This is a genomic window from Blautia sp. KLE_1732_HM_1032 (genome assembly GCF_025147905.1).
Taxonomy (GTDB): domain Bacteria; phylum Bacillota; class Clostridia; order Lachnospirales; family Lachnospiraceae; genus Blautia_A; species Blautia_A fusiformis.
In genome coordinates this window covers 1,710,686-1,724,962 of the sequence record NZ_CP102266.1, presented here as the reverse complement: position 1 = coordinate 1,724,962, position 14,277 = coordinate 1,710,686, and the positions used below count along the sequence as shown (strand labels likewise).

The window sequence follows — 14,277 nt, the reverse complement described above, 5'->3', positions numbered from 1 at the left end:
AGATAAATGGAAAATGAAAAAAATTGGAATCATGGCTGACAGCCACAGTGGCATTTTAAAACAAGAAGCAGAGGAACTGGATATTCATGTCCTTCCCATGCCTTTTTATCTGAATGGAGAACTGTTTCATGAAGACCTGGATTTTTCCAGAACAGGATTTTATGAGAAGCTGCGTGAAGGAGCAGATGTTTCAACTTCACAGCCTTCCCCACAGGAAGTTATGGAAATGTGGGACGAAATGCTTTTATCTTATGATCAGATCCTCTACATTCCGTTGAGCAGTAGTTTAAGCGGTTCCTGCATGACTGCTGCCGCCTTGTCTCAGGAACCCAAATACGAAAACAAAGTGTTTGTGGTAGATAACGGGCGTGTTTCCACACCCCTTCACCGTTCCATTCTGGATGCGATAGACCTGGTGGAAGATGGATATACAGCACCGCAGATCAAGGATATTCTGGAAGCATCCCGCGAAAAAACCGTGATCTATGTCGGATTAAGCACACTGGAATATCTGAAAAAGGGAGGCCGTATCAATACCACCACAGCACTGGCCGCAAATCTTCTCAATATCAAACCGGTTATGAAATTTGGAACCGGTAAACTGGATGTTTTCCAGAAATGCAGAGGCATGAAAAAATCAAGAAAAGCCATGATCGATGCTATGCACAGAGAATTGGAAACAACTTTCAAAAAAGAATATGATGCCGGAAAAGTATATCTTATGGCTGCCTCCAGCAGCACTGCGGAAGTTACCGCGGACTGGATCTCACAGATCCGGGAAAGCTTTCCGGGAATGGATGTGATGTGTGATGATCTTTCCCTTGGACTTTCCTGCCATATTGGCCCAGACGGACTGGGAATCGGATGTTCCTGCATGCCTTTATAAAAAACGTCTCAATATTTTCTGCAAATAATCCAGGGTTGTGGTATGATATTGTTATCAATACATAACAGGCAGATTTTATCTGTTATTATAGCACTTCCAACCATTCATGTTCTGCACAGCTGAACTTGATGCAGTAATTTCTGGGAGTGCTATGATCAGAAGGGAGAAATTATCATGGCAAAAACAATTAAAGAATTAACACAGGATCTTCTTCAGGCACCATCTGCATGCAAAGAAGTAAAAGAAGCGGCACAGAATTATCTGGATGCGGCAGGAACTGAGAAAGAAGCAGATGCGGCAACTGCTTACGTAAAAGAGCTGGAAGCAGATATCATGCCCATCGACGGACTGATCTCTTTTGCAGGTTCTGACATGGGTGCACAGGTATTTGGCGCAGATGACGCAAAAAAGATCCTGGCTCATGCTGAGGAGATCAAAGCTTCCGGTGCAAAATACTGTGACTGCCCAGCATGTGCAGCCTGCGAAGCACTTCTGAACAAAAAAGCAGAAATTCTGAAGTAATCACATGGCCCAGTTTGAAATTGAGATCAAGCTTCCATTAAAGAATCTTAAGGAAACCCTGAAATTTCTGACAGATCAGGGATTTCAGGAGACAGCACAGATCCAGGAAGAAGATACCTATTTTAACAGTGTCTATCATGATGTAAAAAAACGTGATGAAGCACTGCGTATCCGAACAAGCACAGACTGCAGATCCGGTATTTCTAAGACTCAGATTAATTTTAAGGGGCCCAAACTGGATAAAATCTCCATGTCCCGAATGGAACTGGAAACAGAAGTATCCGATGCAGAAGTGCTTAAAAATATTCTCATCCATTTGGATTTTTCTCCGGTAGCGTCTGTCATGAAAACGCGAAAGTATATGAAATGTGGCAGATTTACCGCCTGTCTGGATCAGGTAGAGGGACTTGGAGACTTTCTGGAGCTTGAGGTGATCGCAGAGCAGGAAAGTGAGCGGAAAGAAATTTTATCCAAAATGGAAGATCTGCTTGCCATATTGGGATATCACATGTCGGACACTGTACAGACTTCTTATCTCAGTATGCTTCCGAAAAAATTAAATAAAAATCTTTTTTAAACCAGCAGGAATATTTTCGTGTGAGTATCTAAGGTACAGAATACGGAAATGTTCCTGTTTTTTCTTTTCTTACAATTCTTCGGCGTTCCAAGTTTATCTATCATACTATAAATCCCACATCACAAAGCAACACCAAACCACATTCAATGTACATGTCATTACTATTGACCACTCGTGATTTTTGTTGCTTTATGTTTATTTTTATGTGGTTTATTGAATGTTTACAAGATTTTTTGCATTTTACATGTGGATTTATTGATATTTTTTCAAAAAAGCCCTTTACAAATCCACACAATCGGGCATATAATAAAGTCACAAACAACAAGAAAGCATATTGAAGCAATCGCAAACCCAACAATAAACCACATTTAAACACGGAGGAAATATATTATGAAAATTCTTGAATCTAAATTCGTACAGGGCTTTATCAAAATGGCAGATGATGGATATAAGCAGGGGTGGCATGAAAGAAACGGCGGAAACTTAAGCTATCGTCTGAAAGCAGAAGAAGTGGAAATGATCCGCCCACGACTGAACGCCCCCGGAGAATGGACCCCCATCGGTGTTGAGGTTCCGGGACTTGCCGGAGAGTTTTTCCTGGTAACAGGAAGCGGTAAATATTTCCGTAATATCATCGTTGACCCGGAAGTATGTCTTGCGATCATTGAGCTTGACGAAACAGGAACCAACTACCGTATCCGCTGGGGTCTTGTGGAAGGCGGTCGTCCGACCAGTGAGCTTCCAACTCATCTGATGAACCATGAAGTAAAGAAAAAACTTACCAACGGTAAACATCGTGTTATTTACCATGCACATACCACCAATACCATTGCACTTACCTTCGTTCTTCCCCTGGATGACAAGGTATTTACCCGTGAACTCTGGGAATCCGCAACTGAGTGTCCGGTAGTATTCCCGGATGGTGTAGGTGTCATCGGATGGATGGTTCCAGGTGGAAGAGAAATCGCGATCAAAACCGCTGAACTGATGAAAAAATATGATGTTGTTATCTGGGCGCATCATGGTATGTTCTGCTCAGGCGAGGATTTTGACCTGACCTTCGGACTTCTTCATACCGTTGAAAAATCCGCAGAGATCCTGGTTAAGATCTTATCCATGGCTCCACAGAAACTGCAGACCATCACACCGAATGACTTCCGCGCCCTTGCAAAAGATTTCAAAGTAACTTTGCCGGAAGAATTCCTTTACGAAAAGAAATAAAATCCTTCATATGCAGCAAATCATATAACCGGTATCTCTATCTGAAACTTTATCGGAAACGACCAAATATTTGCTGATTTTTGCTGATAAATCTGGTATGATAAAAACATATCTGGTTTATCAGCCAATTAATTTCAGAAAGGATATGGGATAAAGTATGGAAGAATTATATAAAGCGATCGAAGAGAAGATCAAAGCAAGCGGATACCCGCGAAAGATTTCCGGAGAGGACGTTTACGACGACATCTGCGATCAGATCGATGGGAAAGAGAATGGAAGCTATGTGCTGCTTTCCAAATTTGATGATGATGTGATCTTTGAATATCATATCTCAATTATGGACAGTGAATTTAATCTGGGTGTTCTTACCATGCGTACTCCGGAAGGTGTATTTGAGACAGATTTTGACAAATAAGTTAAGTACGGATTTTGATTTTGGGTCATGGATATAATACAGATATCCATAACCACTGCTTAAGGTTTTTTGAACCCTACAGGGAATTTGAGATTTTCTTGATCTGATTAAATATATAGAGACAGTTGATTTACATAATTTATATTATGTGAACTATCTGTCTCTATATTTATATGCAATGCATGTCAAACGAATCAGTTGCTCCGCAGTCCCATTATTCATCAGTCCTCGCGAAGGCGTACTGCCTTGGCCGCCTGACGCCGTCTGGCATCATCCAGAGCAGCATAATGCTTCTTAGTAGTATTGACATCCTTATGACCCAAAACATCCGCTACAAGGTAAATATCACCGGTTTCCTGGTACAGGGCAGTACCATAGGTGCTGCGAAGCTTATGCGGGGTGATCTTTTTTGTAGTTGTGATCTCCCTGGCATATTTTTTAACCAGATTTTCGATAGCCTGAACACCGATCCGGCGGCGTTGGGTAGAATAGAAGAGAGCGTGCTCATGGCCTGCCAGAGGCGTAATATTCTCCCTGACTTCCAGATATTTCTTCAATGCTTTTTCTACTTCAGGCCCAAAGTATACAACCATTTCATTTCCGCCTTTTCGGGTAACTTTGATTCCATTGTTTTTGAAATCTACATCCTCAACATCCAGTCCGACACATTCCGATACTCGGATCCCGGTACCAAGAAGGAGAGTAACAATAGCAAGATCTCTGTCCTTCGTTTTTTCATGGTACATCCGTTTCTGCCCGGTCAGCGTATCTCCGCAATGCTCAATATAATCCAGCAGCATGGCAACCTCATCTGTATCCAGACGGATAATATTCTTATCATGGATCTTGGGCACATCGATCAGAACAGACGGGTTGGTGGTGATCATTTCATGTTTATAATAGTAAGCATAAAAACTTCTTAAAGCAGAAATTTTACGTTTGACGCCACGTTCACCATTTGTTTCCGTTTTGGAAGAGTCCGCGGATTTATAAACTTTGAGAAATTCTTCATATTCCTCAAGATCAACAGCTTTAATCTGATCCAGAACATCAATTGTAAAATCCGACATATTTTTGTCTTTAAACATTGGATTCTGATCTAACAGAAACTGAAAAAATATACGAATGTCATATGCATAGGAAATTCTGGTCTTGGTTGTAGTCGTTGCATCAATAGCCCGGAAATAATCCCTGCAAAATGGCGGAAGCGTTTTTAAAACCTCACGGAGTTTTAAAGTATTGTCAATGTCATTTTGTTCGTGGTAAGTAATTTTGTTATCCATAAAAACTCCTTAATATATAAATTTTACATAATTTGCAGGAAATACCTGAAACACCTGTTAAAAGAAGAGGTTTTACACTCATCTATATCTATACGACAAACCCGAGTTTTTCAAATAGATTGGTAGTATAAACAGCTACTTCCTGCAAAATTGCCTGTTTTTGATAAATTTTCAAGTAAATAAAGTGCCTCCTTATGGAAGCACTTTTTATTATTATTTGTCGTTACCCTCTGAGGTTTTCATCAAAAATAACGGTAAACGGCCCGTCATTTTCCAAAGATACTTTCATATCTGCACCAAAAATTCCGTGTTCCACAACCGGAACCTGTTTACTGGCTTCCGAAATAATATATTCATATAATTTATTTGCTTCATCCGGTGCACCGGCTTCTATAAAGCTTGGACGGTTTCCCTTACGGCAGTTTGCATATAAGGTAAACTGTGAAACCAAAAGCAATTCCCCGTTTACATCCGCCAGGGACAAATTGGTCTTTCCATTTTCATCCTCAAAAATACGAAGTCCCAGAAGCTTTTTCAGATACCAGTCTGCATCCTCTTTGATGTCCTCACGGCCAACGCCGATCAGAACAAGAAACCCTTTTCCAATTTTTCCGACAATTTCTCCGTCTACTTTGACTTCTGCATGATTTACACGCTGAATTACAAATTTCATAACCTGTTCTTCCTCCGTCTCCGTCTGTTTTTCTGCTTCAATCGAAAGCCTATATATTTCGCCTGAATAAATTTAACTAAAAATGTAAACATTCGTTTAATTTCATCCCAAGCCCCGGACCAGATTCTGTTTTTTTCCGCTTTTACTGTAACTTCCTGTGCTTTTGATACGGATTTTTTCACCGGCATTGGCAGGACCTTTCCGGAAACGGGGTCTACACAATCAATATCTCTATAAAACTCAGCATCTGCAGACATATCTTTTTCATCAAGACTACGTCCGATCAGCTTCCATACAGCAGCATTCAGCACAGCAAATACCGGAACTCCAACGATCATTCCCGGAACTCCAAATAAACCACCACCGACCATGATTGCAACAATAACCATAAAGCTGGACAGTCCGGTCGACTCACCCAGGATCTTTGGTCCAAGGATATTTCCGTCAAACTGCTGAAGAATCAAAATAAAGATCAGGAAATACAAGCTCTGAATGGGATCTACCAGCAAAATAAGAAGAAAACACGGAACTGCTCCCAGATATGGCCCGAAAAACGGAATAACATTTGTAACACCGACGATCACACTGACCAAAATCGCATATGGGGTTCCGATGATCGATGTTCCAACATAACACAATACACCGATAATTGCGGAATCCAGGATCTTTCCGCTGATAAATCCACCAAAGGTTTTATGCGTAAAACGCATGGAATGAACAAGAAAGGTTGCCCATTTGGTTGGAAGAACTGCATAAACAGCCATTTTTGCCTTGGCAACAAATCCCTCTTTATCCGCCAGTATATAAAGAGATACGATCGCTCCAATAAGGAAATTCTTCAAAAAAACAAGAAGATCCAGAAAGCTTGCGGATATATTTTTCATCATAAACTGCATCTGGGGAAGGATCGTATTTGTCAGATACTCCTGTAATCTGCTGGAATACTGATTGATCTGGCTGATCATATCCGGATTCAGTTTCCATCCCTTTTCCACGACGGAATTTAACCAGTTTTCCACTACACTTACATAATGAGGAAAACTGTAGATAATATTCATGATGCTTCGAATCAATTGAGGAAGGATCATCATGACAAGGGCATAAATGACCAAGAACATAAGAAATACAGAAAGGATCACACAGATCCAGCGTACTACTTTCCTCCCCTTTTTCTGAAGTGCTTTATTCCTTTTTTCAAAAATCGGAAAAATGATCTTCCTCTCCAAAAAATTAACAATGGGAGTTAGCAGATATGCTATGGCAGCTCCGTAAATGATCGGCGCCATAATACCGAAAAATGTTTTAATTCCGGTGATCAGAGATTTCATATGGAAAATCCCGTAATAAAATAAAATACTGGCAGCAATAACCAGAAATGCAGTCACACCTAACTGCACATAGCGATGGTTCCAACGAATTTTCATAGTAATTTCCTCCACCAGGTGATTATAACATAGCATCTCTGGTTTGTGTCTAAAAAAAACATAAACATTATTTTCCAATAACCTGCAAAGATAAATTCCGACTTCAGGGTATCGCGCTGATACAGAAAACACCCCGCCATAAAATGGCAGGGTGCCTAAAAATCTGATGTTTATTTTTTCAGGCTGTCATAAATGTGAATGGCTTCGATAATTGCCTTCGCAGTTCCATCAATGCCAAGCTTGCTGCTATCCAGACAAAGATTATAGCTGTCCGCAGATCCCCATTTCTTGTTGGTATAATAATTATAGTAGCTGGAACGGCTTTTGTCTGTTTTGTTGATCATGTCCTTGGCCTCTTTGGCATTTTTATTGTATTTCTGAGCAATACGGTTGATACGCCAGTCAAGGTTTGCATGAACAAATACACTGAAACAATCCGGATTATCTGCAAGTGCATAATCCGCACATCTGCCGACCATTACACAGGGACCTTCTGAAGCCAGCTTCTTGATTGCCTCAAACTGTGCAAGAAAAATCTTATGGTTCATAGGCATGTCTGTAAATCCGGCTGAGGAATACCCAAATGAATAAGTATCCATTACAAGAGAATAAAGAAAACTGTTTGTTGGCTTCTCATCATGATGCTCAAACAGCTCCTTGCAGATCCCACTGTCATTGGCTGCGTGCTCCAGCAGCTCTTTATCATAACATTTGATTCCAAAATATTTAGCAACTTCCTGGCCGATCTGTCTTCCGGCGCTGCCATATTTACGACCGATAGTAATAATAGAACTTGTTGTATTGTTACTCATAACAGCCACATCCTTTCTGCTCAGATTCAGCGAATTTGCAAATATTAACTCCGCTTCCTCTTTAATATAGTTATTATACACTATATTCCACAAGTTTTCCAGCTATTTTCGCAATTTTGTCAGCAATTTAACAAAATATTCCGGAAGTGGGGCTGTAAATTCCATATATTCCCCGGTACGTGGATGAACAAATCCAAGGATCATTGCATGAAGTGCCTGTCCCTCCAGATGATAGGGATTTCTGGATGAACCATACACCGTGTCCCCAAGAAGCGGATGTCCGATACTGGCCATGTGCACACGGATCTGGTGGGTACGTCCTGTTTCAAGACGACATTCCACATACGTGGCCTCGCCAAAACGTTCCAGCACTTTGTAATGTGTTATTGCATCTTTACCATTTTTATGATTGATGGCCATTTTTTTACGATCTGTCGGATGCCGTCCAATAGGTCCCTCTATGGTTCCCTCATCCTCTTTCAGATTTCCCTGCACAACTGCCCGGTAGCGTCTGCGGATACTGTGACATTTCAGCTGTTCTGCCAGATCCCGGTGAGCAATATCATTTTTGCATATCAACAGTGCCCCGGTGGTATCCTTATCAATTCTGTGGACAATTCCAGGCCGCATCACTCCGTTAATACCGGAAAGGCTGTCACCACAATGTGCCATAACTGCATTGACCAGTGTTCCCTGATAATGCCCGGCTGCAGGATGTACAACCATCCCTTTGGGCTTATTAACGATCAGTACATCTTCATCCTCGTAAAGAATATCCAGCGGAATATCCTCCGGAACGATATCCGGCTCACTGGAATCCGGGATCTCCAGATGGATCCTGTCATTTTCACGGACCTTATAATTAGATTTGGCAGCCTTCTCTCCCACGGTAATCTGTCCTTCTTTCAGAAGTTTCTGAAGGAAAGACCTGGAAAGACCGCTGTCTTTCTCAGCAAGATAGCGGTCGATTCGTATACCTGATTCTTCTTTTTCTACTGTATAATCATATATTTCCATTTATATCTCCTACAAGAACAGACAAATGCATTATATCTCTGCCCGGATCACTGTTTGATATTCAGAAACGCAAAATCATCATCTCTGTATTTCGTGCATACAAACAGGATCAGAAAAATTCCACTTACAACCACATAAACATCCGCAAGATTAAATACCGGAAAATCGATCAGGGAGAAATAGATAAAATCGATCACATATCCTCTGAAAAAACGATCGATAAAATTTCCCAGTGCACCAGCTGCAAGTACTGTAGCAATGGTGAGCAACGGCAGATAAAACCGCTCTTTCGGAATACGGATCCATGCATAGAGGATCACTCCCAGAAACAGTAAACTCACAATGGCAAAAAAGAGTACACTTCCCTGAAACATTCCAAACGCAATTCCCCTGTTTTCCGGATAGAGATAATGAAGTTTAAGTACGCCGGGAATCAGCGAAACCGATGGTTGTCCTTTCAGATACAGATATGACAGCCATTTTGCTCCCTGATCCGCAGCCACGAGTAAGATCAGCAAAAAAATGTCCCCCGACATACACTTACTAAAAGACATTTTCTGATGATGGTTAACACGACTGATCATAGAGTTATCTCCTGAATACAGGAAAGCATTTCTTCATCGGTAACTGTTTTGTCGATAAAGCTTTTTCCGATACCATCCATCAGGATAAACCTGATATGTCCCTGTTCCATTTTTTTGTCTTTCTTTGTTGCGGAAAGAACTTCTTCCGGGATAAGACCATCTACATGCACCGGAAGATCGTAATCCGAACATCCCTGGCAGATTTCCTGATATTCCTCTTTGGTCAGAAGTCCTCGTTTCATGGAAAGATATGCCGCAGCTACCAGTCCGACTCCCACACACTGTCCGTGGAGCAGGGTGAAATTCTTAAGTTTTTCTACTGCATGCCCCACAGTATGTCCCAGGTTAAGAAGCGCACGCTCTCCCTGTTCCTTGGGATCACGCTCCACAACGCCTGCTTTGATCTCACAGCATCTGCGTACCATTCTGGCAATCCGTTCCATATCCAGCTTTTTGATCTCTTTCTGCTCACAGCATACATAGCGGAAAAAATCTCCATCACAGATCAATCCTGTTTTTAAAATCTCACCCATTCCGCAGGCAAACTGTTCTGCCGGAAGCGAAGAAAGAGTGCTTAGATTCATATATACAAGACGTGGCTGGTGAAAAGCTCCTACCATGTTTTTGTACTGCTGAAAATCTACGCCGGTTTTTCCGCCAACGCTGCTGTCTACCTGTGCAAGCAGTGTTGTCGGTACCTGAATGAAGTCAATCCCCCTGAGATAAGTTGCCGCGCCAAATCCGGTAAGGTCCCCTACCACACCACCGCCTAATGCAACAAGCAGACTTTTTCGGTCAAGACCATTTTGGATCAGGGCCTGATACAATGCCGAAACGGTATTAAGGTTTTTGTTTTTTTCTCCTGCCTCAAAGGTGAACACAGAAATATCGGAACTTACCTCACTTAAAACCTGTTTTACAGATTCTTCATACAGTGGTCCCACATTAGAATCTGTTACAATGCAGATTTTTCTGTCAACAAGTCCTTCTTCCTTCATAACCTGCGCCAGATTAGAAAAATCTTCTTCAAAACAGATGGGATAATGAAAATCACCTTCTCGTTTTACAAGTAATTTTGATGCTGTCATTGCGTTTTCCTCCTAGCTGTTCAGATATAAAGCAGAATCCGTACCCCTAGACGTCCTTTTTTTGTCTGACGGGATACTCCATCATAAATAAAACGTCCCTTTTTCCGAACGGATATGATGTCTCCCTCTTTGGGCTCATAACCATTGGATGTGATCAGTTTTCCATTTACAAAAACAAGCCCCTCTTCAATACAATGCACAATACTGCTTCTGGAAGTCCCAAAAGCCAGTGCGATCAGAGAATCCAGGCGTACGGACGCACAGGTTCCACTAACTGGTTTCAGTTCCGGCCTCGGAAGATCACCCGGATCTTCTATCTTCGACGCCACAACTGTGGTATGTCTTACACGACACAGATTCTCCAGAAAAAAATCTGTCATCTGACGCAGACAGAAAAAGCTCGCAGTATGATCTTCTATAAGAATATCCCCAACAACACTCCTGTCAACCCCAAGATTCAGGATCGCTCCCAAATAATCCCGATGTGTCAGATCTTCTGAAAATTTCACTGCTTTTGGCTCAAGCCGGATGCAATCAATGGGATAATCCCATGTAAAAGCAAGAGCATCAGGGTGAAAGGCTACCATCTGACGCTCTGCATTCTCATATCCGCCAAAACCTTCCGCTGTAACACCCAGCTTATGAAAATTCTGACTGTTTAAAATATTCCGTTCATTTAAATTAAGAAAATCCGTAAATGTGGTAATATCTCTCTGATAGGCCAGATTTGCCAGTTCACGGATTCTCTTAACAAAAAGTTCTTCTTTATCCATGAGGTTAATAACCCACTCTAACAGACGGCACAGAACCGCCAAGAATATTCTGAAGATCACCTGTAATATCTACATTATATGGTCCAAGTACAAAAATATAGCTGGATACCTGCTGAAGGCTTCCTCCAAGTGAATAACATGCACCGGAAGTAAAATCAATGATCCTCTGTGCAAGCTCCACATCGATTCCTTCAAGATTCAGGATCACGGTAGAATTATCGACCAGTGTATCCGCAATTTCTCTTGCTTCCTCCATGGTTGTAGGCTTGATCACACAAACTTCCATATTTGCAGCCTGGGAAGAACGCTTGCTTGTACGCATTGGGGTGATTTTGGAAGAAGGTGCCGGTCTGGAAATACGTTCCTGCCTTGCCGGGGCCTTGGCTGCAGCTGTCTTTGCAGATGACTTGGCAACAGGTGCCTTAACCGTTTCATCTTCCGGCTCATCCTCCAGAAAATCCTCTTCCTCGTCATTTTTTTTCTTGGAAAATTTCTCAAAAAATTTCTTCTTTGGTTTCTCTTCCATATCATCATCTTCATCGAGGAAATCGTCATCATAATCGTCCTCATCCTCAAGAAGGCTATCATCTAACAATTCGTCATCGTCATAATCGTCGTTCAGTTTGATGGCATCTAAAAACTTGTCTAAAACGCCCATTTTAAATCTCCAATCTTATTAGTCTTATAATGCGTAATTTCTTGCACCAAAAATACCAGTGCCTACACGCACCATCGTAGCGCCCTCCTGCACGGCAACCATGTAATCTCCGGTCATTCCCATACTCAGAACACTCATAGTAACATTATTAATGTTTTTAGCAGCAATGTCAACACTTAATTTCTTAAGTTCACGGAAAATTTCGCGATTTTCCTCTGCATTATCAACATAGGGAGCAATTGTCATGAGCCCCTTTATCCGAATGTGTGAAAAATCTGCGATCTGTTCTATAAGCGGTAAAACTTCTTCCGGTTTCAGACCAAATTTACTTTCTTCCTGCGCTACATTTACTTCTATAAGGATCGGAACAATAACCGCTTTTTTCGCTGCTTCTTTTTCAATCGTCTCGGCCAGGCGAAGCGAATCTACAGAATGGATCATTGCAACTTTATCCACAATATATTTTACTTTATTACGCTGAAGATGTCCGATCATATGCCATTTGACATCTGAAGGCATCTGATCATATTTATCCACGATCTCCTGCACTTTGTTCTCTCCAAAGACACGTGCTCCGGCATCATAAGCCTCCTTCAGCATCTCCACCGGTTTGGTTTTGCTTACTGCGATCAGTGTGACTTCATTCGGATCTCTGTTAATTTTATTGCAGGATTCATTAATATTTTTCTGCACCTGTGCCAAATTTTCCGCTACCATGATATAAATCCTCCTTTAATCAGTAAAGTATATCCTGTTCACTTACTTTATCTGCATTTTTCACAATACGGTCATATCGGACAAGCCCATTATAGGTTTCCTTTGATACAACCGCATATTCCTCATTTTCATCCAGGATCTCGATCCGGCGGAATACCGCATATCCCTGATTGACACAGAAAACTCCCTCCAGAACTTCTGTATCTCCGATGATAAACTTCTCTCCACTATCCGGATCAACAAGAGCATCGCCTTCTTTAAATTTATTCTTGTCTACGTAATAAATATAGCTTGTTTCCTGTGTTTCTTTGTCTGTGATCTCATCACGGCCATAGATACCGGCATTGACAAAGGTTGTCGTACTGTCGCCCTTTTTATTTCTGCCGGAAAGCATAAATCCGGATTGCTGTGTTTCATCATCCGTCGTAAGATATTTGGAAGGTATTGCATAAAACTCCTTCGTTACGATAGAAGATAACGGGATCTTTAAACCTGTCACATTGTTCGTGACAAGTTCTATTTCCAGAAACCGGTCTGACGCATATCGGATCAGTCCCTTATTAAAATCAATCTTACCGTATTTAGCCCCATCGATCTCCATGATTGAAAAGTCTCCTGTCTGCGTCAGATCATCTTTCAGGAACTTGACGCGGATCGATGTACGCTCCTTCAGATTAGCAGCCTGCTTCTCACTTAAAGGAATCAAAAGACTCCAGCGTTCATCTGTAATGATCGTATAAATATCATCTCCGGCCTTTATCTGTCCATCTGTTTTCAGATCCGTTTCCTGATAGGAATTCTGATCAAAATCAGCAGCTGTGACATTATCAACGGTTTTGGTTTCGTAGCCATCTGTAGAATACAGGATGATCCCGTCTGTCTGCGCACGGCGGATATTTGGATCACTGGAAACTATAGTTGTAACTGTGGCTTCCTCTCCATCTTCAGACGTCGTGCTTGCAGAAGAAGCTCCCGAACTGTCTGAAGCATACTGAAGGATGCTTCCATTGAGCTGATATTTAAAACTATAGGCACTGTTGAATTTGCTGGGATCAAATCCTTTGGAAAAGCTTTGCATATTACTGCGTATATCCGCCAGTTCCTCTCTGCTCAGAGAGGTTACATTGTCTGCAGATCTTGAACTGTTCAGGCTGTAGACAGCACCGTTGGCATTGATCTTGGTACCTTCCCTTGCGTAATATGTAACGTAACCGCCCGCATCTGCCTGCACTACGTTCTCTGTCATGATCGCCAGCCCTGTGTATGTCTCATTCATGGATAACGGACCGGAGGGAACCTGATAAGATTCCATATGAGAAGCTGTAAGATAAAGAATCACACTAAAGATCATATAGATAAAAATTGCTCCGAACATTACAGTTCCAATGTTCAGACCAAAAATTTTACGAAGCTTTGCTAAGAATCCCGGAGTTTTTCCGGAATGTACTTTATTATCCGGCAAATGAATGCCTCCTTTACATCGTTCATCTCTTAAAGTTCGTTTTATTGTAACATTTTATTTAAATGAATACAAGCTTTAAAACGTGCGAACATACTTTCCGAATATCCGTTTGCCATTTTTTCAAAAGTATGTTATACTATTCAAAATATAATTTCGTGATGCTGT

At 41.5% G+C, this 14,277-nt stretch carries 16 protein-coding genes; 5 read left to right on the top strand and 11 right to left on the bottom strand.

Annotated features, from left to right (window positions below; genetic code table 11):
- The first annotated feature begins 13 nt into the window (after positions 1-13).
- From NQ489_RS08160 to NQ489_RS08140, 5 genes are all read left to right on the top strand, one after another.
- The gene (locus NQ489_RS08160; RefSeq protein ID WP_092070011.1) at positions 14-886 is read left to right on the top strand and encodes a DegV family protein; all 873 of its coding nucleotides are present in this window, start codon (positions 14-16) and stop codon (positions 884-886) included.
- A gap of 174 nt (positions 887-1,060) precedes the next feature.
- Positions 1,061-1,408, top strand: coding sequence for a hypothetical protein (locus NQ489_RS08155; protein WP_015525145.1), 348 nt, complete (start codon positions 1,061-1,063; stop codon positions 1,406-1,408).
- A 4-nt stretch (positions 1,409-1,412) separates the two neighbouring features.
- Positions 1,413-1,985 carry a class IV adenylate cyclase gene (cyaB, locus tag NQ489_RS08150; RefSeq protein WP_021652052.1) on the top strand — a complete coding sequence of 191 codons (573 nt, stop codon included), beginning with the start codon at positions 1,413-1,415 and terminating at the stop codon, positions 1,983-1,985.
- A gap of 390 nt (positions 1,986-2,375) precedes the next feature.
- Positions 2,376-3,206, top strand: coding sequence for a rhamnulose-1-phosphate aldolase (gene rhaD / locus NQ489_RS08145; protein ID WP_021652054.1), 831 nt, complete (start codon positions 2,376-2,378; stop codon positions 3,204-3,206).
- Between the two features lie 157 nt (positions 3,207-3,363).
- Entirely contained in the window at positions 3,364-3,621 is a 258-nt protein-coding gene (locus NQ489_RS08140; RefSeq protein WP_015525151.1) for a hypothetical protein, read from the top strand.
- 221 nt (positions 3,622-3,842) lie between these two features.
- On the opposite strand, the gene NQ489_RS08135 is transcribed toward NQ489_RS08140, so the two are convergent.
- From NQ489_RS08135 to NQ489_RS08085, 11 genes are all read right to left on the bottom strand, one after another.
- Positions 3,843-4,904: a tyrosine-type recombinase/integrase gene (locus NQ489_RS08135; protein WP_021652055.1), complete on the bottom strand. Its 1,062-nt coding sequence runs from the start codon at positions 4,902-4,904 to the stop codon at positions 3,843-3,845.
- Positions 4,905-5,127: 223 nt separating this feature from the next.
- On the bottom strand, positions 5,128-5,577 hold the full coding sequence (gene dtd / locus NQ489_RS08130; protein WP_021652056.1) for a D-aminoacyl-tRNA deacylase: 450 nt from the start codon (positions 5,575-5,577) through the stop codon (positions 5,128-5,130).
- A complete protein-coding gene (locus tag NQ489_RS08125; RefSeq protein ID WP_044961815.1) occupies positions 5,574-7,001 on the bottom strand; it encodes an AI-2E family transporter in 1,428 nt (475 codons plus the stop codon). The genes dtd and NQ489_RS08125 overlap by 4 nt, the downstream gene beginning before the upstream one ends.
- 170 nt (positions 7,002-7,171) lie before the next feature.
- On the bottom strand, positions 7,172-7,813 hold the full coding sequence (locus NQ489_RS08120; protein ID WP_022427272.1) for a cytidylate kinase-like family protein: 642 nt from the start codon (positions 7,811-7,813) through the stop codon (positions 7,172-7,174).
- Positions 7,814-7,915: 102 nt separating this feature from the next.
- Positions 7,916-8,830, bottom strand: a complete 915-nt coding sequence (locus NQ489_RS08115; RefSeq protein WP_021652059.1) for an RluA family pseudouridine synthase — start codon at positions 8,828-8,830, stop codon at positions 7,916-7,918.
- 47 nt (positions 8,831-8,877) lie between these two features.
- Positions 8,878-9,348, bottom strand: coding sequence for a signal peptidase II (gene lspA / locus NQ489_RS08110; protein ID WP_326929028.1), 471 nt, complete (start codon positions 9,346-9,348; stop codon positions 8,878-8,880).
- Positions 9,349-9,410: 62 nt separating this feature from the next.
- Positions 9,411-10,502, bottom strand: coding sequence for a 3-dehydroquinate synthase (gene aroB / locus NQ489_RS08105; protein WP_021652061.1), 1,092 nt, complete (start codon positions 10,500-10,502; stop codon positions 9,411-9,413).
- A 20-nt stretch (positions 10,503-10,522) separates the two neighbouring features.
- Positions 10,523-11,275: a YlmH family RNA-binding protein gene (locus NQ489_RS08100; protein ID WP_021652062.1), complete on the bottom strand. Its 753-nt coding sequence runs from the start codon at positions 11,273-11,275 to the stop codon at positions 10,523-10,525.
- A gap of 4 nt (positions 11,276-11,279) precedes the next feature.
- Positions 11,280-11,933, bottom strand: a complete 654-nt coding sequence (locus NQ489_RS08095; RefSeq protein WP_021652063.1) for a cell division protein SepF — start codon at positions 11,931-11,933, stop codon at positions 11,280-11,282.
- 24 nt (positions 11,934-11,957) lie between these two features.
- Positions 11,958-12,650, bottom strand: a complete 693-nt coding sequence (locus NQ489_RS08090) for a YggS family pyridoxal phosphate-dependent enzyme (RefSeq protein WP_015525161.1) — start codon at positions 12,648-12,650, stop codon at positions 11,958-11,960.
- A gap of 19 nt (positions 12,651-12,669) precedes the next feature.
- Positions 12,670-14,112, bottom strand: a complete 1,443-nt coding sequence (locus tag NQ489_RS08085) for an HlyD family efflux transporter periplasmic adaptor subunit (protein WP_021652064.1) — start codon at positions 14,110-14,112, stop codon at positions 12,670-12,672.
- Positions 14,113-14,277: the final 165 nt, after the last annotated feature.